The following is a 26,655-nucleotide window of genomic DNA, read 5'->3' as shown; positions in this document are numbered from 1 at the left end:
CTTATGTTAGGACCTTATTTTACAAAAAAAGACAAGAAGTTGGGATATCGCGGGAACAACATATACGATGCCTTGGATAACGTACTTGCAGGGCAATACACGCTGGCAGAAGCTGAAAATCGGGTCAAGAGCTTCAGCGAACAGAAGTATTGGGGCGCTATCGCCAGAATTAATCATCAGATCAATATGTCAAGCAATCTGTTTTTTGGAGAAATGAATGCCCTGTTTACACTGCTGCCCTTGACTACTCGAATGATTTCTTCCCCAGGTGCCGTATACGGTCGCGAGGCCATCAGTTATACAACGGATGTATGCCCTATTTCATTGGAGTGGTTTGATCTGCCGAACAAGGCATTTTTATCAGAGTCCTCACAAATTTATCTGGAATTGTCGGTGCTCCAGCACCAGGTAGATCATGTATACTCCGTGTATAACTCATTCCGCAAGGAAAATGTGGATGCATCCCATCTGTCCGAGTTTCACCATATCGAATATGAAGGCGCGGTTGATCAAGTAGCAAATAAGGAGATAATCCGTCAATTGTTGTTTAGAGTCATTCAGGATTTGCTCAAACATAATGAAGCGGATCTGAGTGTGTTCCTTTCCCAGGATCGTCTGAATCAACTTGACGAAGTTAGTCGCAGTCAAAAAATAACGGAATTAACTTTTGAAGAAGCTTTAGCCGCACTTTACGAAGATACAAAAGATGAAATCTACAACAAATTCACACTTGAACACTTCGGTTCTTGGGAAGAAGTCCGACTCACCGAGATTTATGGCGGATTCCTGGCAATTAGTGAGTTTCCTTTGCTTGAAGTACCGTTCTACCACGCCGAAATGAAGGGCCGGGACAGACGCGTTGCAAACAACACGGATTATATCTGGCCAGGGTATCGGGAAACGATCGGGAGCGGTCAGCGTGTGGGTACCCTTGAGCAATTGAAAGAAAAAGCAGAAGTGTTTAACCTGCCTGAAGAAGATTACGCATGTTATCTCCAGTCCAGAACGCTCGATAACTACAGGGAGACATCGGGTTTTGGCGTCGGATGGGAGCGATTGATCCATGGTTTGCTGGAGATGCCATATATATGGAGTGCCGTTCAGTTCCCAAGAACCAATGTGACTTTGAAACCATAAGGTGGGAAACCATTGATGATAACCAAGTGGGACCATGTTCAGGACAAGCTACTAGGTTTAATCGAACACGCAACAGCAAAGTCTTCATTCTACAAACAAAGGTTACAAGGCGTTACCGATGCCGGCTGGAGCCAAGCCCGTTTTGAGCAGATACCCATATTGGAGAAATCTGAGCTGACCGGCAGAGAAGAATCGCTGCTGACGGACAATGAGGCCAAACTCTATGTCGAATATACCAGTGGTTCCACGGGACAACCGCTCAAATGTTATAAATCAGTTGAAGAAAAATGGAAAAAAGCACGCCTCTTATGGGGCCTTCGAAACACTAAAGGAGGTATTGGACCTAAAGATCCGTATGCCATGTTTTATGCCTTCAATGAAGATGATCTGTCAACGGATCCCATATCCATCTACCATGAGGTCATGTATCTCTCCATGCTTGATCTGTCCCCGGAACGACTGGATGACTATTATGAAGCGTTGCTGAAGTACCGTCCGCAGTGGATGCTGTCCGTATCTACCGCACTCTATCTATTCGCGAACCATCTGCTGGAGCGAAAGCTGGATCGGAGCAAACTTCCGTTTAAATATATCGAAATTAACGGAGAGATGTTATTTGACTATCAGCGTAAGACGATTGAAGAGGCCTTTGGTCCCATTGTTTATAACCATTATGGTTCCCGCGAATTTTGGTGTATTGGCATGAGCTGCAGAAGCGGTAATCTGCACTTATCTAGTGATCAATTGTATGTGGAAATTGCGAATTCGGACAAAGATGGCTATGGAAACGTAGTGATTACTGACTTGACCAATCGAATCTGGCCTTTGATCCGGTATGACACGGGAGATATTGGCAGGCTGTCTGAACAGAAATGTGATTGCGGATCGCGATATCCCGTTATCGAAGTGACCGGTGGGCGGGCAACCCAATATATTCGATCAGGTGATTGGATCGCCAATCCGATTCTGTTTCATTATGCGGTAACCAAGGTCAACCGGAATTTCCCGGATGCCGTTCGACAATTTCGTGTAATGCAGGTGCAGGAAAAGCAATTTATGTTTTACCTTGTTCCTGGCAAGGGATTTCAGGAAGCATCCGAGTTTCTATTGCAGCAAGAACTGCTGCACAAACTGCCTGACGATGTTAACCTGACGATTGTTCATCAGGACAGACTGAGTATGGATGGTCCCAAGTTCGATTATTTTATTCCTTATCGCCAGGCGAATACATGATGTCAGCAATATTACCAAATCATTCTATATCTGAGGGTGAGCATATGTCGCATTATGAAACGGTGTGCAGGCTCGTAAAAGAAGAGCTTGAGGATCGAATTGAAGAGAATTATGTCTTTTCGGGAAAAGAAAATCTGGTTTCTGATCTGCAACTGGACTCCATCATGATTCTTCAGTTGATCATCAAGATGGAGGATGAGTTTCAAATCACGATTGAGGATGATGAACTTACACCGCAACTATTTGAGAATGTTGAAGTGTTAACGGCCTTCGTTGATACCAAGACAGCGTAAAGGATGAATATTCGTGCACATTTCTCTTCAAGGACTTCGATTGCTTCTTGTTGGGGGTTCGGGAACGCTTGGAGGGTGTCTTCTTGAAAAAATGCTGCAAGAAGGGGCGATTGTTGCTGCCACCTATAACCAAACCCCTATTCATAGTAATGATTATCATATGGGTATACAGGATCGTCTGCATGTCGGTCATCTGGATGTCACGAATACGGAACTACTGGATGAATCATTGCAAGTACTGATGGATCGACTGGAATGGGTGGATGGGCTGATATATAATGCCGGAATTATCAACGATGCGTCTTTAGAGGAGATGAGTTATGCTCAATGGCGCGATGTTATGCAGGTTAACCTGGATGGCGCATTTCTCGTCTCTCAGAAGGTCAGCAAGGTGATGAAGGAACGAGGCAGGGGGAAAATCATTCACGTGTCCTCTTACCGCGGTATTGTAGGAAGCGCACAGCAAAGTAATTATGCAGCTTCCAAGGCCGGACTTAATGCTCTGACCAAATCAATGGCACGTGAGTTGGGTTCATTCGGCATTGCCGTTAATGCAATCTGTCCCGGATTTATGCGAACCAATCTGAACCGGCATCATGCTGGAAAATATCAAAAGGCTCTCGATGAGAGTCTTTTGTCCCGCATTTCCACACCGGAGGAGACAGCGAATTTCATTCTCTACCTGTTGTCCGAACACGTTGCCAACGTCAGCGGGCAAATCTTTCAAATGGACAGCAGGGGCTAGACAAAATATACGCGAAGGAGGCGAGTGGATGAAGGATATGGAACCTCGGTGTATCGGTGAAATACTGTTACATCAGACAGCGCGGAGTCCGGATCGGATTGCCGTAACATTCGGCGAGGAGAAGTGCACGTATAAGCAGCTTTTGTCCACAACCGCGGCCTTGCAGTTAAAGATTGAGGACCGTGTTAGGGAAGGCGAAGTGGTGGTGATCTGCTTGCCCAACTCTCCTGCCTATATCCATGCTTACTTCGCGGTTACCTTACTGGGAGCGGTAATCATGCCGCTCTATTCCGGCAGTTCCGAGGCAGAAATCAGGCTGGCGTGCCGCACGGTAGACGCTGCTCTCTGTATCACTACTCACGAGATGAAATCCAAGCTACGTATTCAGAACTTGTCCGTCCTGAGCCAGGAAGATTGGCAGGCACCGGATGAGGAGACCAAGCCCATATACAGGCCTCGTCTTGCAGACGAGGTTGCCTTAATGCTGCAAACGTCGGGAACGACCGGGAATGCCAAAATCGTGCAGCACACTCACCATAGCTTAATTACCAATGTGAAGGCTCATTGCGAATCTCTGTCACTGACGGAGAAAGATACCGTGTTGATTACCCTGCCTATGCCTTTTGGCTATTGCAATACCTCCCAGTTCTTGAGCCACCTGTACCTGGGTGGAGAATTGGTCATTATGACTGGTCTATTTCTACCGTCTTCATTCATGAAAACGATGCAAGAGCAAGACGTTACCGTAGTTACTGCAGTACCCACCATGCTGCAAGCGTTGAGCCTGCTGAAATCCGATTATAAAGCGCTGCCCCATCTGCGTTATATCTGCTTTGGGGGAGGACAAGTCACGCCTAACATACTGGAATCTGTTCGCAAGAAACTGCCTTCCCATGTGAAAATGGTGCAAACGTACGGCCAAACGGAGGCTGGTCCGCGTATTACAACCAGGATCATTTCGGGAGTATACGAACCATCTAATGTAGGGCAAGCAATACGCGGGGTTGAAATCTCCATAAGAGATGAAGAAGGGAATCGCTTAGGCGTTCATGAACCTGGTGATATATGGATTCACAGTCCCAGCATCATGAAGGGATATTACCTCAATGTAGCAGAGACGGATAAAGTTCTGCAAAACGGATGGCTTCGTACAGGAGATCGAGGTTACTTGGACGAACAAAATAATCTGTGGCTACTGGGAAGAACCAAACTGTTGATCAAAACAGCAGGAAAACAAGTACATCCTGAGGAAATTGAGCGACTGATCATGGAGCACTTTCCACTGGAGCAAGCCATTGTCAAAGGAGAGGCCGACCCCTGGCTCGGCGAAGCACTGGTGGCTTACATCATTCCTCGCAAGTCGGATACACTTGTTGAAGCTACGGACATTTTGCGTTTTTGCCGTTCCAAGTTATCCGCTTACAAGGTACCTAAAAGGGTGGAAATTGTGCAAACCCTTCCGAGAACCGCTACCGGAAAGATCCGAAGAGATTAAGGAAGGAGGAACTCTTCTGTATATTTATCGTTACGGTCCCTTTCATGTACAAGTAGATTTTGCATCTCGTCTTCATGCGCTTGAGGAACGGACCAGACAATGGTACTCACACGTCTTGATAGATGATCAGCCGGAAAAGATGGATCATCACTGCAGGATTGAAGCTTGGGACACAAGCCCTTGGATTAACAACCCGGAACGAGACGAAGTAATTTGGGGCGAAGACCGGGTAGAAATTCGTTCCAGCCTTCAGTTCAATTATAACATCGACTGGGATTCTGCTTGGAACAGCAGACTGCATTTCGTTCAGCGGACGGGGTATGACGAATATGAAGATCGGTCATGGGAATTCTCTCAACGGATTTCTCTTTTTCCCAAATTGATGGACATGAACGCATTTCTTTTGCACTCGGTATGTGTTGTAGGTCAAGACGGAAAAGCGATTATTTTCCTAGGAACAAGCGGAGCCGGTAAATCGACGATTGCCCAGAAAGCAATCGATTCAGGGTACTCCGTCATTACTGATGACACGGCGTTGCTGATGTTTGTCGAGGATGAATTGAGAGTATATGCCACGCCGTATATTTCCCGATCTGGTCTTATTGGACAGCCTGGATTCTGGACGGTCGGTGCGTTTGTTCTGTTGGGGAAGGATGCTGTTAATACTGTCATACCGGCCAGCAGACAACCGTTCGTACAATCTCTGCAGGAACGAATTTTTGAGACACAGTATCTCACTCATATCTTCTCATTCTCCAGCGGCGGACTAGGTGGCGACATTGCCAAACGATTGCTGGGGTATACACGTAAAATTACGAGGCAGTACAAGGCTTATCATCTCCAATTCAATCTGCAGTTGAAGCTGGATGACGTGATGGGCGAATTCCTATCTGGGGAGGGGCAACATGTACGTTAACGTACGCGCTATGATCGAAAGAGTGGTGAACGGTGAGCTTCAACTTTATTTACAGATTCGGGACAAGCCCAATCAACCCAAAGCATGGGAATTGCCTGGAGGGCAACTCGAAGAGTACGAGTCCATGATCGATGGACTGAAACGGGAGGTCAGGGAAGAAACAGGTCTTGAACTGACTTGCATTGCAGGTAAGGATACGTATTTGCAGGTAAGGACAGGCACAGGTTTACTGGAGGGCATTCAACCTTTTGCTGTCTACCAGACACTGGAGGGACCTATCGATTCAATGGGCGTGTATTTTCGCTGCGAAGCTGAAGGCATAGCCTTGCAGTCTGGCGATCAGGCTCGTGACGGACGTTGGATACCTGTCAAAGAATTAAGGCAAATGGCAGAGCAGGATTTGGAAGCCTTCAGCTGGATTGATTCTGTGGGTATCCAGTTGTATCTGCAATCGGAAGATAATAAATCATTTCAACCATTGGAGAAGGGGGATTTAAGATGAGCAAAACAACACACGACACCATTGCGTATTTCAAAAATAAAGCGGACAAGTACGACTTGGTAGAGGAACAGGCATATTGGCAGCTCTCCGACCAGCTGTTATGGAACGTTTTCAAAAAAGAGGTCTTGGATCGATTACCCGCCGGGTTCACGTTTTTTGACGCGGGTGGAGGGACTGGTCGCTGGTCGCTTAAAGTCCTTCAAGAATACCCGGAGAGCACCGGATATACGTATGATCTGTCGGAAGACATGTTGAGACAAGCGAAGGCCAAACGCGAAGCGAATGATCTTCAGGATAGATGGACGATCCGGCAAGGTGACCTTCATGCTATTGAAGGCGTACAGCCGGCATCGGTGGATGTCTGCTTTAACTTTCATAACGTATTGGGATTTGTGGAAGAGCCGCTTAAAATGCTGCATGAAGTCGTAAAGTTGCTTAAACCCAAGGGATACTTGGTATCGTTTACACCTAATCTGTACCATGCCCTGTACTTTAATATTTCCCTAGGCAGAATTGAAGAGGCGCGGAAGTTAACGGGCGGCAAAGGGCGCTTCACGCTTGAAATGCCCGATATTTATATGTTTACTCCCAAGCAGCTTCAAGAATATTACGTTGAATGCGGGCTGAAGGTATTAAATCTTAAAGGCTTCCCTGCCTTCATTTATCCCGGATTTCTGGAGACACAGATTGAGGGTAACACCCAAACCCTAAGCGAGATTTTGTCTGATCCGGCTGTGTTCGAGAGCATTTTGGAGATTGAATCCCAGTATCTTGACGTAGAAGAACTTGTATCGCGTGGAAACAATATTTTTATTGTCGGGCAGAAGTAATTCTCTTCCAAGGCGAAAGGAGCTGTTTGCCATGTCATCAGATTCTACCCTAACCGATGAAGAAAGATTGGTTTTATTGTGTTCAAAACCTGCTCTTCGGAATGCGGAGGTTGAAGATTTTCGTCAATTAATGGCTGCTCACATGGACTGGAGCCGAGTATTCGGCATGCTGCATACCCATGGTGTGATGGGAACCGCATGGCAGAATATCGAGCGTTACTTTTTGGTGAAAGGCACGGAGAAGGCAGTCTACGGCAAATTCGTTAGTTCGGTCAAGCAAATGTATCATATGCAAAAAATGCGAGGCGAACAACAGTGCAGATTCACCCTTGATATTTGCCATGAGCTGGACAAGCGAAGTATTCAATACAGTTTGCTGAAAGGGATCGTACTTTCCCAAGTCGCCTATGGGGATCTAGGAAGCCGGGATTTCAAAGATAATGATATGCTTATACATTCAAGCCAAATTGATGAAGCGATAGCGATTATGAAGGAAATGGGATACGTGCAGGGGATGATTAACTATAAAACGAATTCGGTTACCCCGCTACCTCGCAGGGAAATTATGATCCGATCGATGGTGTCCCATGAAGTCATCCCTTTGATCAAATATATCGAAAATAGTCCGTTTCTCGAATATCATGCGCTGGATTTGCAATTTTCGCTTGATCTCATGACCAGCCGCCGAACAGATACGGCAGTGCAGCAAATGCTGGAGAGAAGCCAGATTATTGATGTTGCAGGACATCCTGTTCGCACTTTGGAATGGGAAGATCTGCTGTTATTCATGCTTATCCATCTTACCCGCGAAGCAACAAGTGAATTGGATGTTATTGCCTACAAGGATATCCTGCTCTATAAATTCATGGACATTCACCGATTCCTGGACAGCCCTCAAGTGAATGTGGATTGGGATAAGGTACTGCAGCGGGCTCAGGATTTGAATTTCCAAAAGGAAGTATTCTATGCCCTGCATTATACGCAGATCCTTTATGGCGAGGCCGGACCGGAAGGATTCCTGGACAAGCTGAATATTGAAGATCGGGAATTCCTCGATCAGGTGTATCGGTACAACAGTGAAGATATTGCTATCCGTTGGCAGAATTCCTTTGAGGAACGTTTATTTGATACGAATCGACCGTTCAAACTTCAGAAGAGCAATCCAATCGTTCCAGGGAAAAGATGAAGCATTTCTGACCAAATCCATTTGAGTGAAAGGGATTTTGATATGCGATATTCGTATGAAGTATCCGAAGTCACGGACACATTGTCCAAGGTAAGAATGGCGGCAAAGCGATTTGCTGAGAGGGCCGGTGACCTCGACCGGGATGGGTCCTTCCCCGAAGAAAATATAGCTGACTTGAAGTCTGCAAGCCTAATGTCAGCATCAATCCCTAGCCGGTCAGTCGGTGAACGGCCTTCACTCCGTTCCTTGTCCTCTATGGCAGAACTTTTGGCAAGCGGGTGCTTATCCACGGGAATGATATGGGCCATGCACATACAGCAGGTTGAGGTATTAATCCGTCAAGAACAGAATGATTTTTCAGATCATCTTCTGTCCAGACTGCAGGAGGAACAGCCCTTAATCGCCTCAGTCACAACTGAAAAAGGAAAAGGGGGGCACTTGCTCTCGTCCCAAAGTCCGATGGTTACCAATGGAAGCTCGCTCTATATTGACCGAGATGCTCCAGTCGTAACCGGCGGTGAGTACGCCGACTGGTTTCTCATCACAATGAAACCTTCTGATGAAAGTCCCGACAGTGACGTTCAACTGGTTTTTGCCGAACGACATCAACTGGAACTGGAGAGTGTCTCCGATTGGCATGCCATGGGGATGAGAGGGACCGGCAGTGTGGGCATGCACATTCGTGGCTCAATTGAAGAAGAACAGCTGATCGGTGCAGCGATAGACTTCAAACCGTTAGCTGTACAGACGATGATTCCCATGGGACATATTTTATGGTCTGCCTGTTGGCTTGGAGCCGCTAAGGGAGTATACGAAGGGTTAATACAACTCATCCGTAATCCGCAAAATCGTTCCCGCTTCAATTTGCAGTCCGAGTTGCTCTATGCAAGGCTTGCAAGGATTCGACTGCAGTTGGACACAGTTAACATATACCTGAACGAGATGATCAAACAGTATGAAGATCATTCCAATCAGGGGAATTTGAAGCTGCTTGAAGCGCCGCGGTTCAATATTCACATCAATAATCTTAAAATTTTGGCATCAGAGACTCTTTTTCAGGCAACGGATCAAATGATAGACATTGCAGGACTATCCTACGGATATACCGCTAATGACCAGCTTCCCTTGGAAAGGGCTTTCCGGGATTTGCGTTCTGCAAGTCTGATGTATCACAATGATCGGCTGTTACTGGCGAACGGAAAGCTGAATTTAATAGATCACAGGTTGCTGCCTTGAAAGGGCGCAAAGTTTGAGGGTGACATATGAAGGATAATGTCTCAGCAGCAATACAATCTAAACAATCGGTACCTCCCCAAGACTCACTATTTAAAACTTATCGATGGGTCCTTTCTTATGTGCAAAAATATTATGGCATGTTTTGGCTGCTGGTGTGTTGCGGTATTGGAGTCACGTTCATTCAGGTTTCCATTCCCAAGGGTGTTCAGTACTTCATCGATATCATCGTTCCATCCGCAGACATGATCCGATTCCGATGGCTCATTATACTTTTGGTTGCCGGCATGTTTCTGATGTTTGGTCTGATGGCATGGCAAAATCTGTTGCAGAGGTCCATTCAGGAGAAGGCGGCACGAGATCTGCAATACGATATTTTTAGTCATATGAGGAAGCTGGGGTATTCTTATTTTCAACAACGCCCTGTTGGTGAAAGCTTGTCGTTTATGAACACGGAAGTGAGTATTCTGCAGGACTTCTATCGGTTTCTTCTTCCGCATACGATTCAAAACATTGTAGTCTCTATTGTATCTGTCACAGTGATGTGTGCCATTAGCATTCCTTTAACACTGATCATGGTGCCGTGCCTGCTTCTCTATTATCTGGTCGGACCATCCATCGAAAGAAAGGCTACCATCTTGGCCAAGCAGAATACGGAACAGCGCATAGCCTATAATCAAAAAGTATACGAGAGTGTGTCAGCTCTGACCGAAATGCGTGCTCACGGAGCCGAGGACTGGGATTGGAAACGGTTCAAGGGACACATGCAGCCTTTTTTGGATGGAAGGGTTCGCATGTTATGGATGGCCTTTTGGAGGGGAACGATACGCCGATTATCCTATTACGTCGGTGGGGTGGCAGTCATCCTGTACGGCATTCACTTGGTCAAGGAACAGGCGTTGAGCGTAGGAGAGATGTCTGCATATTTGCTTTACTATTTTCAGGTCATGCAAACGGTAACTCTGGTCATTACGGTTATTACGGAGCAGAAAGTTCTGATGCATCAAGCTTCCAAAATCCATCGCTTCATGCAAACAGAACCTCAGGTTGTCGAAGAGGCCGCACCTATCTGCTTGAAGGAAATCAGAGGAGAGATTCGGTTCGAACACGTCACATATCGATACAACAAGGGTCCGGAAGTGCTCGCGGATTTTAATCTGGTGATTAAGACCGGTCAACGAGTGGCCATCGTAGGTCCGAGTGGACACGGAAAATCTACCCTGCTTCAGCTTCTGGTTCGTTTTTATGATCCACAGCAGGGCGAAATTCTGTTGGACGGTGTACCTATACGAAAACTTTCATTTGCACAATTACGAGAAAGTATAGGATATGTGTCTCAGGAAACGTATCTTTTTGGCGATACCATTCGCAATAATATTCTTTTTGGTCATCCGGATGCGACAGAGGAAGACATGATCCAGGCGGCCAAGGCCGCATATGCTCATGATTTCATCTCTGCTCAGCCGGATGGATATGACACGCTGCTTGGGGAAAGAGGCGTTAACTTGTCCGGAGGTCAAAAGCAGCGTATATCCATTGCACGTATGTTTATCAAGAAACCTTCTATTCTATTGCTTGATGAGGCAACGTCCGCGCTTGATACAGCGAGTGAACAAGAAGTACAGCAAGCCCTGGAACGTCTCCTGCTAGGCCGGACGACCATTGCCGTTGCTCATCGGTTATCTACCATTAAGGATTATGATGTAATTGTTGTACTCGAACATGGACAAATTCGGGAAATGGGAAGCCACGAGGAATTGATGAGAAGACAGGGAGCGTATTATCAGCTGAATTCGGGAGAGGAGGGGTGAGCATGTCGCTGAAACAGCATATTCACTTTCTGAAAAAATATATCATGTCGCGTCCCTCATTGCTGCTCATCTCCATCATTCTGATGTCCCTGGAGTCATTGTCTTTCCTGAGTATCATCGGCCTCCAGCAGCGTCTCATTGACAATATTTTATTACAAGGCCAATATGAGCTTGTGCCAGAGATCGTCTGTCTTTTTGTGCTGGCTTTCCTTCTTTATGCCGTGCTGTTTACCTATGCTCCGCACATGATGCATCGAAATCAATCCGTTATTCAATCCCATATGGCCGATGATTTTATGTCCTATGTATACAGAATTCCAATACGTCAATTGCAAAAAGAACGCATAGCCACATATGTGCATTACATTACCCAGGATCTGGACAAGGTTGCCGATATGATCGGAAATCAGATTCCTCGCGGTATTCAGCAGCTATTTGTTGTTCTGTTTGTAGCTGTCATGATTGGCATGGTCAGTCCAGTCATGCTGATTGCCTGTTTTGTACTGGGTACGGCATACGTGATTCTTGGCAGATTCTTCGCAGTTAAACTGAAGAAGGCAGCCGGCCATGTTCAGAAGGCGAAATCCGATGTGCTCGTTCATATTGAGCAAGGGATCTCGTCCACCCGAGAAGTGCTGGCTTATCACAGACTGGACTGGGAGAAAGAGAGATATGACAAGCTGTACAATACGTATTATGAGAAAGTAATGCAGGAAGGCAAACAAGTGAATCTCAAAATGATCACTAGCGAACCCCTGAATTGGGGAGTAAGAGTGCTCATTCTTGGATATGGAGGTTTGCTCGTCCTACAAGGCGAACTATCCATTGGCATGTTCGTTGTGCTTTTCCAGCTTGGATTCCAGTTTATCCAATACTTACAGGATTTGTTCAATTCATTCATGGACTGGTCCGCAGGCGGTGCCAGCGTGGAAAGACTGCTCAACGTGATGGAAGGGGAGCAAATGGAGGAAGGCAACTCTCCTGTACCTTTGCCGTTGCAAAGCATATCTTTTAACCATGTTGACTTTAGCTACGAGCCAGGGCGAAATGTGATATTGAATAATCTGACCTTCGACATTCCTATGGGACTTAAAATTGCCATTGTTGGTACCAGCGGTTCCGGAAAGTCAACCATTGCCCAACTCCTCATCCGTTATTTCGATCCGGATGCAGGTTGTATACTGGTGAATGGTAAGCCGCTCAACCAATTGTACCGTTCAGACTGGACAGAGCGTACAGGCATTGTATTTCAGGAACCTTATCTTTTTCCGGATACCATTCAAAACAATCTTTTAATGGGAACAGAAGATGAGCAGTCTGCCAATTTGATGAGATCCGCTTGCGAGGCAGCACAAATCAATGATTATATCGTGAGTCTGCCGGAGGGATACGATACTTTTATTGGTGATCGGGGGATCACCTTGTCTGGAGGCCAGCGTCAGCGTCTTGCCATCGCCAGAGCCTTAATTCAAAACAGAGACATTCTGATATTGGATGAAGCAACCTCGGCGCTGGACTTGACAACAGAAAGACGCCTGCAGCAAGCTATTGACTGTTACCGTAAAGGGAAAACAACCATCGTTATTGCTCATCGTCTATCAACGATTCAAAATGCGGATCTGATTTTTGTCATGCATAAAGGGGAGATGGTTGAATCAGGGACGCATGATCAACTGTTGAATCGAGAGGGATTGTACCGGGATATGGTCAGTCTACAGGACTTGAATGGAGAAGGACAACAAACGGACCTTCTCCAGAGTTTGAACCAAAGCGGGCCGTCAGCTTTGGCTTAATATCGGTTTGCCACTGCGAATACCCCGACTGTTGAAATCATTTAATAACAGCTCAAGTGACTCTTTCTCCAGTTGGTAGAGAGCACCTAATCTGCCCATCAAGCTGATGATATGATCCTCACGTTGGGTCATGCCGTATTTTAAAAACTGGTTCAGGATAATCGTTGCTTCTTGTTCAACTCGAATATAGTTATCTTTAAACTTTACGGGAAAAACATAGTGGCCTTCCTGTTCTATATATTTAATTTTGAGATTCATAAATTTTTTGTGTTCTTTCAACGTATACAACAAACGTGTATCAATGGTTCGCTGCTTGGAAAGCATCATTTCAAAAAACATGATTAGTTTATGATAGATATCCAGACCGAAGGTTCGATCCGAATAAAGCGCTGGCGTATAAAAGCTCTTGAAGTTTTCCGTTTCATTACGAGAGGTATAGTAGTTTTCCATACACTCGGCAAAGTAGGAGAGAGAAAACTCATAAATTTTTCCATTGTGGTACTCCGGGTTAATCTTTAACAGATGGGTGAAGTTAAGATAATCATCATAGATATCACAGTGCTCGAACGCCGTCTTCAGATCATCATAAGAGACGGTTGTTCGAGAATAAATCCGATACTTGAAGAATCCAGCAAGCTGGAACTCCCGTGCGGTGTCATCATATCCATAGATCATAACCGCATGTGCAAAACGATAATTGCGAAACGAAGGCGTATCAGGAATATAATATTCATCCACGTGAGTCCATACGTAATACCCGGAATCGATCTGATCCTTAATAAACGAGATGAAATCGGGAATTGACCCCAGGATTAGATCGCGGTGCAGTCGCTGTGAGTCTTTGAACCAGGGATTAAAGTGATGTTCCGGTGTCTGTACGTAGAAGTCCAGGAAAATCTCGTCATTTTTCCAATCGGATAGAAATAGATTCGTATAATTCGAGTAAATCCAAGGTTGGCACTCCTGATGGTCAGAAATAATGGAAAGATAAAAGGCATGTTGAGGATAGTTTGAAATGAGAGGATCACAAAGAGGCAAAGTTTTCATCAATGGTGCTCCCTTCACTAGATAAATTTTTTACTCATATACCTTAATTATGGGAGATTATTGCTTGTTTATTTGCATTTTAGTATATATTTGTTAAAAATTCAAATATTTAAATGATCAAAGGTGAGTGAAAATTGTAAAAATAGCGATATTTCATTAGATTTCTACTTTTTTTGAAATTAAAATTAGTATTCTGGCTATTTTTGCCGGAGAGGGTTGCGTGGAAAGGAACACTAAATTCAATGCAAATGATCGGGAGTGTTTACCCGTTCTTATATATTAACATGTGAACTTTTGCTTTATAATCTGGCTTAAAAGAATGCTTAAGGTTTAACAACAATGTCTAGGGAGAGACGTTATGATGGTGAAAATTGAATTACCCATTCAAGATACTATTATCAACACATTTAATGTTTATGGTAGTATTTCATCTATTATATCTAACAATAAAAAGTGCTTCCCCTGGTTTTATAATAATTTTATTCAAATTCGATATGTGTATGATTGGGATACGTTTTTTTTTGATAACCATCATTTATTATTGGATAATTGTCCTTGGTTAAATCATCATATAGTTCCTCGTTTCGTTATCGAAAGTAAGTGGGATTCAATAGTAGATTTCATAGTGGACTCAATAAAATTGGGTCATTATGTTTACTTGTATGTTGATCGATATTTCATATCTACTTCTAAGGCCTATCTAAAATGGTCTCATGTACATGAGATCTTTATTTATGGGTTCAATTCAGAAAGTAAGAAGTTTTTGATAGCCGACAATTTATCTGATGGGAAATATGTACAGACTGAATGTACATTTGAAGAAATTGCACAGGGACATAACGCAATCGAAGTAAGTAATCATTTTTTTCTCAACATTCACTTATTAAGTAAGAAAGAGGAGGAGGAATATACTTTAAATCTTCCCCAAATTATATTGTCCATTGAAAATTATCTCAATTCAGTTATTACACTGGATGTTTCTTTCAAAGAAAAAACTCTGTTTGGTCAAAATGCAATATTATTTTCAGTAGATAAAATGATAAAGGATGAAAACAAACTACTAGACAAAAGAGCGTTTCATTTATTCTTGGAGCACAAGAAACTAATGTTGAGTCGAATTAATTACTTAATCCATGTAAACGAACTAAAATATGAACATGTCTCAGAAAGTTACAAAGACATCCTAAGAAGATTCGAAATTATAAAAAACTTGTCCTTAAGATATAACATAACCAAGGACCGGGATGTTTTATTTAGGATCAGAGATCAAATATTAGATGGCCTGTATGAAGAAAAGCTTATTTTGGATGAAATGATAAAGCTAATATCCAAGTGAAAAGTGGCAAAGTTTATTTAGACACGATTCAATTTGTAAGCTGAGACCCAGCTACCTTAGCAGAAAAGATAGTTTATAGAGAGGGGCATTACACATGTATTTTGTTATATTTTTGCTCATAGGACTTGTTTTATGTTACTTGTTCCCATTTGGTCCAATAGTGGCAGGTGGCATTATTTTTGCACTTGTTGTGGACCAATATCGCCAGACGATGCATATGCGTGATGATATCCGAGACATCAAGAATCATCTGGGGTTAATGAATAAAGGCGAGGCGCAGGAGTACGAGATGAATAAAGAATACAAGCAAGTCGATCGTTTGGATTCAGAACAGATGGATATCATTAATCGAAGAATTGAAGCGGAACTGGAGAAAGAAAGCAAAAACAATAAATCGTAAATTATTGTAAAATGATTCTTGTTTTGCTTACGCTTGTGAGTATATTTACCTAGATCGGGAGTCATTTTAATAAGATAATATCTTTTTGTTGCACTGTGTAGAACTTTGTAATATTATGAGGGAAGCGCGTACAACATATCGGGTTGTAACTGTTGAATCAGGCAAAGCCGTTTACCTTGAGAAAAGGGACTGGTTTGTCTTTTTCTGTATATTGGAGTGATAAAGTGAAAATCGAGAAGGTGCTGAACAATAATGCTGTAGTTGCCATGAATGACGAACAACAGGAAGTTATTATCATTGGCCGGGGGATTGCTTATCAGAAGCGGGCGGGTGATATGGTTTCCGAGCAGCATATCGATAAGATATTTACTTTACAGAATGAAGATATTCAGGAAAACTTCAAGGCATTAATCTCAAGCATTCCTCTGGAATACATGAAAGTGTCCGAGGAAATCATCGCTTATGCCAAATTAAAACTTGGCAAGAAACTGAATGAGAGTATTTACTTGCACCTCACAGACCATATTCACTTTGCCATTGAGCGGTATCGCAAGAATCTGCCTATACGCAACGGGTTGATCTGGGAGACGAAGCAGTTATACAAAGAGGAATACGAAGTAGGAATGGAAGCGCTCAACATGATCTGTGATCAGTTTGGCGTAATTCTGCCCGAGGACGAAGCCGGTTTTATGGCACTTCACTTTGTCAATGCAGCTTTGAACGAGGAAATGCCCAACATCAAGAGTATGACGCAGGTCATGCAGGAAATCTTGACGATCATCAAGTATCATTTCAAGATTGATTTTGATGAGAACTCACTGACATTCTATCGCTTTGTGACGCATTTGAAGTTTTTCGCTCAACGTTTGGTGAAGGGAAAACATTACAAGAGCAACAACGACGATGAACTGTTCCTGATGATTCAGAAAAAGTATCCAGCAGCGCACAAGTGCTCGGAGAAAATCAAGAAGTTCATTGAAAGCAACTACACCTATCAACTAACTGACGAAGAAATCATGTACTTAACGATTCATATTGAGAGAGTTGTGAATGCAACTTCTGAATAATCCCATAGATCAGCTTGCAGGGTTGCAACCACTAGGGCAAAACCTGAACGATTGAATGATAGAACATACCGTTAACCGGATGTTCCGTACATTCAGATGTTCAGGTTTTTTTATTCTCTCCAATAGGTTTCGAATCCGTCTCTAACCAGAAAGGAAGAAAGTAACTTCATGAAACATGAGCAATTAGCCAAAGACATTCTGTCTGGCGTTGGTGGTAAACAGAACATTAACAGCGTGGTGCACTGCGCAACCAGACTTCGTTTCAAATTAAAAAATGACAATAATGCCAAAACAGATGAACTCAAAAATCTGCCCGGAGTCATAACAGTCATGCAAAGCGGTGGGCAGTATCAGGTTGTCGTGGGTAACGAAGTGTCTGATGTGTATAAAGCCTTGCTACAGGTTGGCAATATGAATACTGATGGACCAGTCTCTAGTGATGATGGGTCTGAATCTTCCGGCAAAAAAGAAAGTCTTCTGGGTCAGTTTATCGACTTGATCTCAGGTGTATTTACACCGATTCTCGGTTTGCTTGCTGCAACAGGGATGATCAAAGGTTTCTTGTCCATGTTTACTTCTCTCGAGTGGCTGGACCCGGCTTCGGGAACATATCAATTGTTGAATGCTGCAGGAGACTGCCTATTCTATTTCTTCCCTATCTTCTTAGGTTACACGGCAATGAAAAAATTCGGTGGATCTCCATTCCTCGGGATGGCCATCGGAGCATCACTTGTATATCCGGCCTTGACCGGTCTAAGTGGCGGGGAACCGTTATATACGTTGTTTGCAGGCACATTGTTTGAATCACCGATTCATATCACGTTCCTGGGTATTCCTGTTATCCTGATGAGTTATTCCTCATCCGTAATTCCGATTCTTATAGCTGCCTATTTTGGAGCAAAAGTAGAAACGTTCTTCAAAAAGATTATTCCCTCTGTTGTGAGAACGTTCCTCACGCCATTCTTTACCATTCTGATTGTTGTACCTGTAACATTCCTCTTGATTGGTCCAATTGCGACATGGGCGAGTCAGCTGATTGGTGCTGGGGTATCAGGCATCTATGGATTGAGTCCATTGGTAACCGGTATTGTTGTTGGTGGATTGTGGCAAGTATTGGTTATCTTCGGTTTACACTGGGGAATTGTACCAATCATGTTGCTGAATCTGTCTACACTGAAAGCAGATCCGATTCTGGCTATGATGTTTGCTGCTTCCTTTGCTCAGATTGGTGCCGTTCTTGGCGTTATGCTTAAAACGAAAAATACCAAACTGAAATCACTGGGTGTTCCTGCCTTTGTATCTGGTATCTTTGGTGTAACGGAACCTGCAATTTATGGCCTAACTTTGCCGTTGAAGAAACCATTTATTATGAGCTGCATTGCTTCTGCAACGGCTGGAGGTATTATTGGATTCGCTGGTTCCAAAATGTTTGTATTTGCTTCAGGCATCTTCGGTGTTCCAGCGCTCATTAGTCCCACAGAAGGGATCAACTATGAATTCTGGATGGCCATGATGGCTACGATTATTGCTTTTGTATTAGGCTTTGTTCTCGTTTATTTTGTAGGATTCAAAGATCCTGCTAATCCAGAGGCTGCAAAACAGGCTCCTGAGCCAGTAAAAGAAGAGAAGGCTGCACTTGAACCTAATCCAAACAATCGTTATGAAATTGCCAGCCCGATGACGGGTGAGGTGGTTCCTTTGCAAGAAATTGATGATGCTACTTTTGCTGGTGAACATATGGGTAAAGGTATTGCGATTCGTCCAACCAGTGGAAGAGTCGTATCCCCGATTAATGGTGTGGTACAGACGATTTACCGTACCAAACATGCGATTGGACTTGTAGATGATCAAGGTATAGAGATTCTAATCCACATCGGTCAGGATACGGTACAGCTCAAGGGTCAGCATTTTACAGCACATGTAAAAGACGGGGATCGTGTGAGTGTTGGCGATTTGATCGTTGAATTCGATCTTCAAGCTATTATTGAGGCGGGATATGAGACCGTCACACCGATTATTGTAACCAATACGGCTGATTATTTGGACGTGGTTGCGACAACAAATCGTGAAGTGCAAGAAAAGGATAAATTGATTACGATTATTGGTTAATTCTGTCCGTATCTTATAAAGACCTGCAAGCTGCACACGTTGAAAAAAAGTGATCTCTTGCGGGTCATTTCTATGTTATTCCGATCAGAAACAATGCATGGAACGTCATGAATTGACCGGTAAATATATTCATGTGGTTAGAACGACAGGTCATTGATGATTATTCAATAATTTATTAAAATAAGTGTTGCAAACGTAGTTCAGATGTACTATGATGAGTTCAAGAAGTAAGCGCATACATCAATCGGGTTGTAACTGTTTAATCAGGCAATTCCGACCATCCTCAGTTCAGAGGATATGGCATGCAGATTACTTTCACTAGTAAAATAATTAAATACCAATGTGTACAGCCTTACAGGGTTGCAACCGTTAAGGGCAAAACCTGAATTGCTGAATAACACGACTGATTTCCGGAAGATCCGGTATGTTGTGTATGTTCAGTGGTTCAGGTTTTATTTGTTTCAAAAGTAATGGGGAGTTCACTTAGAGAGGGAGAATTACAATGAGCAACTACGATCAATTAGCTAAGGACATTCTGTCACGTGTAGGTGGTCGCGAGAATGTAAACAGTGTATTCCATTGCGTAACAAGGCTGCGGTTTAAACTAAAAAATGAAAGCGTAGCCAAAACGGAAGAACTTAAAAATCTGCCAGGTGTTATTACCGTCATGCAGAGTGGTGGACAGTATCAAGTTGTTATCGGCAACGAAGTGCCGGATGTATATAAAGCAGTTGTTAAAGCGGGAAATTTGTCTGCTGAAGGTCAGATTGATGAAAATGAAGTAGACTCTGCTCCTAAAGGAAATCTCTTTAACCGTTTTGTAGACATGATCTCCGGCGTGTTCACGCCAGTTCTTGGTTTACTAGCAGCCACAGGGATGATCAAAGGTTTCACGGCGATGTTCGTGTCGCTGGGTTGGATCGACAATACTGCTGGTACGTATGCCTTATTGAATGCCATAGGAGATTGCTTATTCTACTTCTTCCCGATCTTCCTTGGATACACAGCTATTAAAAAATTCGGTGGAAGTCCATTCCTAGGTATGGCTATTGGTGCATCGTTAGTCTACCCAACACTTGCGGGAATTCGTGCTGGAGAACCGTTATACACTTTGTTTGCAGGCACTTTGTTCGAATCACCGATTCGGATCGAGTTTCTAGGTATCCCGGTTATTTTAATGGATTATGCTTCATCCGTTATTCCGATTATCGTAGCAACGTTCTTCGCGGTTAAAATCGAACGTTTCTTCAAAAAGGTTATGCCTAAAGTAGTCAGCAATTTCCTAGTTCCATTTTGTACTTTGCTAGTTATTGTACCCGTAACATTTCTGGTAATTGGACCGGTTGCGACATGGGCGGGCCAACTGTTAGGTGCATTCACATCTTCGATTTATGGACTGAGCCCTTTACTTACAGGACTTGTAATCGGCGGTTTGTGGCAAGTATTCGTATTGTTCGGACTCCACTGGGGACTCGTTCCATTGGTATTCGTTAACCTTGCAACGCTTGGCTACGATTCGATTCTGGCATTGTCTTTTGCAGCTTCCTTTGCTCAAATTGGTGCAGTGCTTGCGGTTACACTGAAAACGAAAAGTCAAAAAATTAAAACGCTTGGTGCACCTGCGTTTATATCCGGTATTTTCGGTGTCACTGAGCCAGCGATTTACGGTGTAACATTGCCATTGAAAAAACCATTTATCATGAGCTGTATTGCTGGTGGTATTGGTGGAGGTATCCTTGGTTTTGTCGGAACTAAAGGTTATATCATTGGTGGTCTTGGAATCTTCGGTTATCCGAGCTATGTAAGCCCTACGGAAGGAATGAATTCCGTATTCTTCTGGACTGTTGCAGCAACCATTATTGCATTCATCCTTGGTTTCATCTTGACATATGTTGTTGGTTTCAAAGATCCGGTTGACAAAGCGTCTAAACCAGCACCAGTACTTGATCCAAATCCGAACAGCAGATACGAAATCGTAAGCCCAATGGCTGGTGAAGTCGTTGCACTGAAAGATATTAATGACGTAACGTTCGCAGGAGAGCACATGGGTAAAGGGATTGCGATTCGTCCAACCAGCGGTAGAGTGGTATCTCCAATTACGGGTATTGTTCAAACCGTATATCGTACCAAACACGCCATTGGTCTTGTAAGCGATGATGGTGTAGAGATGCTGATCCACATTGGACAGGATACGGTCAAGCTGAAAGGCGAGCATTTTACAACCCATGTGAAAGATGGAGACCGTGTTAACGCAGGTGACCTGATTGTTGAGTTTGATCTGCAAGCGATTAAGGATGCTGGATATGAGACGGTAACACCGATCATTGTCACGAATACTTCGAATTATCTGGACATTGTGGGAACGAAAGATGCATCTGTTCATGAGAAAGACAAATTGATCACGGTATTAAGCTAATTGAAATTACAGATGGTTTAGGAGGAACTCCTCAATGAATGAAAAGTGTACAGCCTTCCCGGAGAATTTTCTCTGGGGAGGAGCAACCGCAGCGAATCAATTGGAAGGTGCCTATCTGGAAGGTGGCAAGGGGTTAACAACGGTAGATCTGATTCCGATTGGTGCTAATCGATGGAATATTGCTCTGGGTAACCTTGATTCGTATGAGCCAAAAGCAGGTGAATTCTATCCTTCACATGAAGCTATAGACTTCTATCATCGGTATAAAGAAGATATTGCGCTATTTGCAGAAATGGGATTCAAGTGCCTGAGACTCTCCGTAGCCTGGGCACGGATTTTCCCTAATGGGGATGAAGCGGAGCCAAATGAAGCAGGCTTGCAATTTTATGATGATGTATTTGATGAGTTATTGAAATACAACATTGAACCTGTTGTGACGATCTGTCATTTCGATGTACCTGTACATCTCGTCGAGACTTACGGCGGGTGGAAGAATCGCAAGATGATTGGTTTCTTTGAGAAATATGCAATGACGCTATTCAATCGATACAGGAATAAAGTGAAGTATTGGATGACGTTTAATGAGATCAATATGCTACTGCATCTTCCTTATATCGGAGCAGGCATTGTTCTTCAGGAAGGTGAAGACAAAGAGAAGGTCCTGTACCAGGCAGCGCATCATGAATTGGTAGCCAGTGCCCTTGCTGTGAAGGCTTGTCATGAGATCATTCCTGACGCACAGATCGGCTGTATGTTAGCCGCTGGCATGGTCTATCCATACAGCTCTAATCCGGATGACGTGTGGAAGGCTATGGAGAAAGATCGGGAGTCATTTTTCTTCATTGACGTGCAGTCGAAGGGAGCATATCCGGGTTATACCAAAAGATTTTTCAGAGAAAATGATATTCAGATTGAAATGCAACCAGAAGATGCAGATATCTTGATGCAGAATACGGTTGATTATATCGGTTTTAGCTACTATGCAAGCCGTTGTACAAGTACGGACCCTGAGATTTTGAAAGATTCGACTGAGGGTAATGTGTTTGGTTCAGTGAAGAACCCGTATCTGAAAGCATCCGAATGGGGATGGACGATTGATCCTAAGGGGCTTCGAATTACATGTAATCAGCTGTATGACCGCTATGGCAAACCTTTGTTTATCGTGGAAAATGGACTTGGGGCAACCGATGTGTTGTTAGACAATGACATCGTTGAAGATGACTATCGCATCGAATATCTAGATAGTCATTTTGCCGAGATGGCCGAAGCGATTCAAGACGGTGTAGAGCTCATAGGTTACACAAGCTGGGGACCGATAGACCTGGTCAGTGCGGGTACCGGAGAGATGAAGAAGCGGTATGGCTACATCTATGTAGACAGAAATAATGATGGCACGGGCACACTTCGCAGAGTGAAAAAGAAAAGTTTTCATTGGTACAAAGATGTCATTGCGAGTAATGGCGCACAATATTTCTGATAGGTGTTCGACGCTATAGAATAAACAAAGAGCAGTCTCGTTATTATGGGATTGCTCTTTGACTGGGCAACCGAAAAAATCAATTGGGATCATCTATATGCCAAATGGGAACAAAAGACGAATACTTTTTAAGCAAAAGAAGGAGCATCTTACATACAGATGCCCTTTCTCTTTTTATTCGTGAAAAGCGGAAAGGTATGCCCGGCAATCGTGAGGATAGTTAGTGTATTATGGCACCTGTAAGCTCCTATAGGCATTCAATCGTCCGTAAGTCCAGTAGACACTGGAGCCGGATACTGGATCAGAAGCGAAGCATAGTGCATCCCGAATCTGGGCATTGGTTTTACCTTGTGCAGCGAGAAGTGCGGCTACTCCAGCCACATGTGGTGCTGCCATGGATGTTCCACTTAGGTAGGCATAGGAACCACCCAGATAGGTGGATAGGATGGTATCTCCTGGTGCAGCCATATCGACCCACGAACCATAGTTGGAGAAATTGGATTTGAGATCGGAAGGATTGGTTGAAGCGACAGCAATGACGTTGGGATACGATGCGGGTACGATCGGGAATGTAGTGTTGTCGTTGCCGGCTGCAGCAATAATTACGGCTCCACGATCCCAGGCATACTGCACAGCAGCTTGGAGGAATGCGTCTCCCATCGGACCACCAAGGCTCAGGTTAACCACCTGTACACCGTTATTGGCAGCATAGACAAGACCGTTACCGACATTACCGACCGTTCCTTGCCCGTTGTTATCTAAGACCCGGAGCGGAACGATGGATGCAAGTGGTGCAGCGCCTGCGATTCCCACACCATTGTTGGTAACAGAAGCAGCGATCCCTGCTACATGGGTACCATGTCCGTTCCCGTCTTCAGGGATATTATCATAATCAACATAATCGTAACCGGGGATGAGCTTGGAAGCCAATTCTGGGTGGTTTAGCTGTACACCAGTGTCGATAATGGCGATTTTAACAGAGCTGTTACTTTGAGTGATATCCCATGCAGCGGGTGCATTGATTTTGGACAGGTTATACTGGTAAGGGAAGAAAGGGTCATTAGGGGTGAAGGAAGCCTCAACAAGGTAATTTGGCTCTGCATGTTCAATCAACTCATGATCTTTGTAATGTTTCAGGATCCGGTGCATTTTTTTGCGGGATTCCACACGGTACCAACCCAAATCCTCGTATGTTTCCGCGACTTTACATCTCCCTTTTTTGTGAAGGGTGTGCATTTCATCTGGTGTTGTACCTTCCTTGAATTTGACTAAGAGCTGCTTGGGAGCATGGGGGTGAAACTTGCTCTCGGCACGTTGGTCCAGAAAACGATACACGAACACGATTATTGCTAGCGAAATGAAACCAAAAACACCTAACCATAACCACATGAGCGTTTCTCCCTCCAACATGGATTGTGACACGCCTTATCGTATGCGAACTCTATCAGACTGTGAGGGCATGTTTTTAATTTGGTTAGTAGTGTAGATAGATTGATAGGGAGGGACAAATTCGGTAAGATGAGATGAAGAGAGTCGATCTGACATGGCATGAAGAAGGATCAAGGAAATGCCTAGAGATCGCTCCCAATATAGAGGAGAAGGAATGTGGATCTTTTGACACAACTTCAGAGTATACCGACAGTAACACCAGTTCAGGCACACCAGATTCATGATGCCATTGATTTTGCCATGCGTGTACGTAGAGAAGTGTTTCCCATGATGGATCACACGAGGTTACCTGTGGATTTCGAGCAGTTCACTGAACATTATCTGGTATCCAATGAATCGATTTTTCTTGTTGCAATGATGGGGGATGCGGGCATCGTCGGAACGATTGGAATATTACCATATGATGGACGTATTCAGGCCATAGACGGTCGATATGCAGCCCAATCTGCAGCCGAAATTGTGAAATGTTATGTAGATCCTGCGTATCGCAGATATGGCATTGGGTCCATGCTGGTAAAAGAACTGGAGAATGTGGTGAAGGATATGCACTATACTACGCTCTACTTGCATACACATCGCTTCTTGCCAGGAGCCATAGATTTCTGGAAGCGTCAAGGGTTTACGGTTATTGCTGAGGAAAATGATGACTGGCAAACTGTACATATGGACAAGTTGGGATGAAGGTAATCAAAACTCAATGACATTACAATGGTATTGGAGGAGATCTATCCATGTATTCAAGTCTGATTGAGAAATTGGAACATACCGAGGCTATACGCTGGTTCCCGAACCATCAAGTTCAAGAGAGCTGGATTGTTGAAGTTGAACAAGAGTTGGGCTTTTCGTTACCCCCATCCTATCGCTGGTGGCTTCTGAATTATGGTCAAGCGCTGTTAAGCGGAACAGAAATTCTGACGATTACGTCTTCGGAACACCGAGAGTATACCGATGCTGACATTTTGTATAGATACCGACTTGCCGATGAAGACGCAAAGAAGGAAGGGAAGCTGGAGCTGTTTGTACCGGACGAGGATGAATATTACTATTTTGATACGCAGACGGCTGATCACCTTGGGGAGTTTAAAGTGATGCGTTTGGATTACTTTAATGGGGAACCTGAGGTATACGCGGATTCTTTTGCCGGATTTTTGGAGAAGTTGATCGATCAGCGAACACCACGAAATAGGTGATTTTATATCAGGAAAATGCCTGTCGGTACTCGCTAGGTTAGACATAGACAACATTACATGACAGGGGCATAAGCAGATGCAAGAAATGAAGCGGAAAATTGTATTTATTGATATTGATGGCACATTGGTAGATGATGACGGAAACATTCCGTTGTCAGCGCAGAAGGCTTGCAAACAGGCCAGAGAAAATGGACATCTGCTCTATTTATGTACAGGCCGGTCCAAGGCGGAAATCTATGATTCCATCTGGGATGTAGGGTTCGATGGCCTGATTGGTGCAGGTGGAGGTTATGTGGAGTTTGGCAAGGATGTGTTGTATCACAAAAGGGTTACAGCGGAAGATGTTCGTCATATGGTCGATTTCTTCAATGAACACGGCATTGACTTCTACCTTGAATCTAATTCGGCATTGTATGCGAGTAGTAATCTGCAACCTCACTTAGAACGCCGTATCTATGGTGATGTGGAGAATGATCCTGTAGCCAGAGAGAAGAAGGAATTGAAACCACACCCGTTTATTGCCGGATTGACGTATGGAGAGAGCGACCTGTACAAGGATGACGTGAACAAAGTATGTTTCCTGGAGAGCGCAGTGATCCCGTTTGGGCGAATCAAGCAGGAGTTCGAAGGCAAATTTGAAGTCATTCAGTGCACGGTGCCGATCTTTGGTGAAGGAAGTGGTGAGCTGATGATCCCTGGCATTCACAAAGCTATTGCAATCGCCGATCTGCTGAAGCATCTGGACATGTCGCAGGAGGATACATTCGCCATCGGTGATGGCATGAATGATGCCGAGATGCTGGAGTTTTGTAACGTCGGCATTGCCATGGGCAATGCTAAGCCAGGTCTGAAAGCCATTGCAGACGATATTACTGGCACAGTTGAGGAAGATGGCTTGTATCATAGTTTTGTGAAGTATGGATTGATTGAGGGGTAAGTAGACTTGTTATGTATGTAAATTGAAATGAGACAGGCAACATGATCATCGCT

General features: G+C 44.0%; 23 protein-coding genes. 21 read left to right on the top strand and 2 right to left on the bottom strand.

The features are described from left to right. The first annotated feature begins 3 nt into the window (after positions 1-3). From MKZ12_RS18050 to MKZ12_RS17995, 12 genes are all read left to right on the top strand, one after another. Positions 4-1,137, top strand: coding sequence for an amino acid--tRNA ligase-related protein (locus MKZ12_RS18050; RefSeq protein ID WP_339234796.1), 1,134 nt, complete (start codon positions 4-6; stop codon positions 1,135-1,137). Between the two features lie 15 nt (positions 1,138-1,152). Beyond that, the gene (locus tag MKZ12_RS18045; RefSeq protein ID WP_339255949.1) at positions 1,153-2,370 is read left to right on the top strand and encodes a hypothetical protein; all 1,218 of its coding nucleotides are present in this window, start codon (positions 1,153-1,155) and stop codon (positions 2,368-2,370) included. Between the two features lie 44 nt (positions 2,371-2,414). Beyond that, a complete protein-coding gene (locus MKZ12_RS18040; protein WP_253438113.1) occupies positions 2,415-2,663 on the top strand; it encodes a phosphopantetheine-binding protein in 249 nt (82 codons plus the stop codon). A gap of 13 nt (positions 2,664-2,676) precedes the next feature. Next, positions 2,677-3,408 (top strand): SDR family oxidoreductase, encoded by a 732-nt coding sequence (locus tag MKZ12_RS18035; protein WP_339234790.1) that lies wholly within the window; start codon positions 2,677-2,679, stop codon positions 3,406-3,408. A gap of 28 nt (positions 3,409-3,436) precedes the next feature. Next, positions 3,437-4,903, top strand: coding sequence for a class I adenylate-forming enzyme family protein (locus tag MKZ12_RS18030; RefSeq protein WP_339255948.1), 1,467 nt, complete (start codon positions 3,437-3,439; stop codon positions 4,901-4,903). 115 nt (positions 4,904-5,018) lie between these two features. Beyond that, entirely contained in the window at positions 5,019-5,819 is an 801-nt protein-coding gene (locus MKZ12_RS18025; RefSeq protein ID WP_339255946.1) for a hypothetical protein, read from the top strand. Further along, positions 5,809-6,321, top strand: a complete 513-nt coding sequence (locus MKZ12_RS18020) for an NUDIX domain-containing protein (RefSeq protein WP_339255944.1) — start codon at positions 5,809-5,811, stop codon at positions 6,319-6,321. Before MKZ12_RS18025 ends, MKZ12_RS18020 begins: the two co-directional genes overlap by 11 nt. Beyond that, positions 6,318-7,151: a methyltransferase domain-containing protein gene (locus tag MKZ12_RS18015; RefSeq protein ID WP_339255942.1), complete on the top strand. Its 834-nt coding sequence runs from the start codon at positions 6,318-6,320 to the stop codon at positions 7,149-7,151. Before MKZ12_RS18020 ends, MKZ12_RS18015 begins: the two co-directional genes overlap by 4 nt. 31 nt (positions 7,152-7,182) lie before the next feature. Continuing rightward, positions 7,183-8,337: a nucleotidyltransferase family protein gene (locus tag MKZ12_RS18010; protein WP_339255940.1), complete on the top strand. Its 1,155-nt coding sequence runs from the start codon at positions 7,183-7,185 to the stop codon at positions 8,335-8,337. A 42-nt stretch (positions 8,338-8,379) separates the two neighbouring features. After that, entirely contained in the window at positions 8,380-9,573 is a 1,194-nt protein-coding gene (locus MKZ12_RS18005; protein WP_339255938.1) for an acyl-CoA dehydrogenase family protein, read from the top strand. A gap of 119 nt (positions 9,574-9,692) precedes the next feature. Then, positions 9,693-11,381 carry an ABC transporter ATP-binding protein gene (locus tag MKZ12_RS18000; protein ID WP_339255936.1) on the top strand — a complete coding sequence of 563 codons (1,689 nt, stop codon included), beginning with the start codon at positions 9,693-9,695 and terminating at the stop codon, positions 11,379-11,381. A gap of 2 nt (positions 11,382-11,383) precedes the next feature. Then, positions 11,384-13,174 carry an ABC transporter ATP-binding protein gene (locus MKZ12_RS17995; RefSeq protein WP_339255934.1) on the top strand — a complete coding sequence of 597 codons (1,791 nt, stop codon included), beginning with the start codon at positions 11,384-11,386 and terminating at the stop codon, positions 13,172-13,174. Here the strand turns inward: MKZ12_RS17995 and MKZ12_RS17990 are convergent. After that, a complete protein-coding gene (locus tag MKZ12_RS17990) occupies positions 13,160-14,221 on the bottom strand; it encodes a hypothetical protein (protein WP_339255932.1) in 1,062 nt (353 codons plus the stop codon). The genes MKZ12_RS17995 and MKZ12_RS17990 overlap by 15 nt on opposite strands. Positions 14,222-14,579: 358 nt before the next feature. Here MKZ12_RS17990 and MKZ12_RS17985 point away from each other — a divergent pair, with 358 nt between their 5' ends. The 6 genes from MKZ12_RS17985 (at position 14,580) to MKZ12_RS17960 (ending at position 23,026) form a co-directional block, all read left to right on the top strand. Further along, a complete protein-coding gene (locus tag MKZ12_RS17985) occupies positions 14,580-15,557 on the top strand; it encodes a hypothetical protein (protein ID WP_339255930.1) in 978 nt (325 codons plus the stop codon). Positions 15,558-15,651: 94 nt separating this feature from the next. Continuing rightward, a complete protein-coding gene (locus MKZ12_RS17980) occupies positions 15,652-15,957 on the top strand; it encodes a hypothetical protein (protein ID WP_339255928.1) in 306 nt (101 codons plus the stop codon). A 224-nt stretch (positions 15,958-16,181) separates the two neighbouring features. Beyond that, entirely contained in the window at positions 16,182-17,024 is an 843-nt protein-coding gene (locus tag MKZ12_RS17975) for a PRD domain-containing protein (RefSeq protein WP_253438078.1), read from the top strand. Positions 17,025-17,192: 168 nt separating this feature from the next. Further along, positions 17,193-19,133: a beta-glucoside-specific PTS transporter subunit IIABC gene (locus tag MKZ12_RS17970; protein WP_339255926.1), complete on the top strand. Its 1,941-nt coding sequence runs from the start codon at positions 17,193-17,195 to the stop codon at positions 19,131-19,133. 502 nt (positions 19,134-19,635) lie between these two features. Next, the gene (locus MKZ12_RS17965) at positions 19,636-21,549 is read left to right on the top strand and encodes a beta-glucoside-specific PTS transporter subunit IIABC (protein WP_339255925.1); all 1,914 of its coding nucleotides are present in this window, start codon (positions 19,636-19,638) and stop codon (positions 21,547-21,549) included. A gap of 34 nt (positions 21,550-21,583) precedes the next feature. Next, a complete protein-coding gene (locus MKZ12_RS17960) occupies positions 21,584-23,026 on the top strand; it encodes a 6-phospho-beta-glucosidase (protein WP_339255924.1) in 1,443 nt (480 codons plus the stop codon). Positions 23,027-23,254: 228 nt separating this feature from the next. Here the strand turns inward: MKZ12_RS17960 and MKZ12_RS17955 are convergent, their stop codons facing one another. Then, entirely contained in the window at positions 23,255-24,415 is a 1,161-nt protein-coding gene (locus MKZ12_RS17955) for a S8 family peptidase (protein WP_339255923.1), read from the bottom strand. A 216-nt stretch (positions 24,416-24,631) separates the two neighbouring features. Between MKZ12_RS17955 and MKZ12_RS17950 the strand changes: the two genes are divergently transcribed. From MKZ12_RS17950 to MKZ12_RS17940, 3 genes are all read left to right on the top strand, one after another. Beyond that, positions 24,632-25,156, top strand: coding sequence for a GNAT family N-acetyltransferase (locus tag MKZ12_RS17950; RefSeq protein ID WP_339255921.1), 525 nt, complete (start codon positions 24,632-24,634; stop codon positions 25,154-25,156). Between the two features lie 50 nt (positions 25,157-25,206). After that, entirely contained in the window at positions 25,207-25,665 is a 459-nt protein-coding gene (locus MKZ12_RS17945) for an SMI1/KNR4 family protein (RefSeq protein WP_339255920.1), read from the top strand. Positions 25,666-25,741: 76 nt separating this feature from the next. Beyond that, positions 25,742-26,602 (top strand): Cof-type HAD-IIB family hydrolase, encoded by an 861-nt coding sequence (locus MKZ12_RS17940; RefSeq protein WP_339255918.1) that lies wholly within the window; start codon positions 25,742-25,744, stop codon positions 26,600-26,602. Positions 26,603-26,655 lie beyond the last annotated feature (53 nt).

The organism is Paenibacillus sp. FSL R5-0713 (assembly GCF_037973325.1).
Taxonomy (GTDB): Bacteria; Bacillota; Bacilli; order Paenibacillales; family Paenibacillaceae; genus Paenibacillus.
This window is presented reverse-complemented; position numbering and strand designations above follow the sequence as displayed.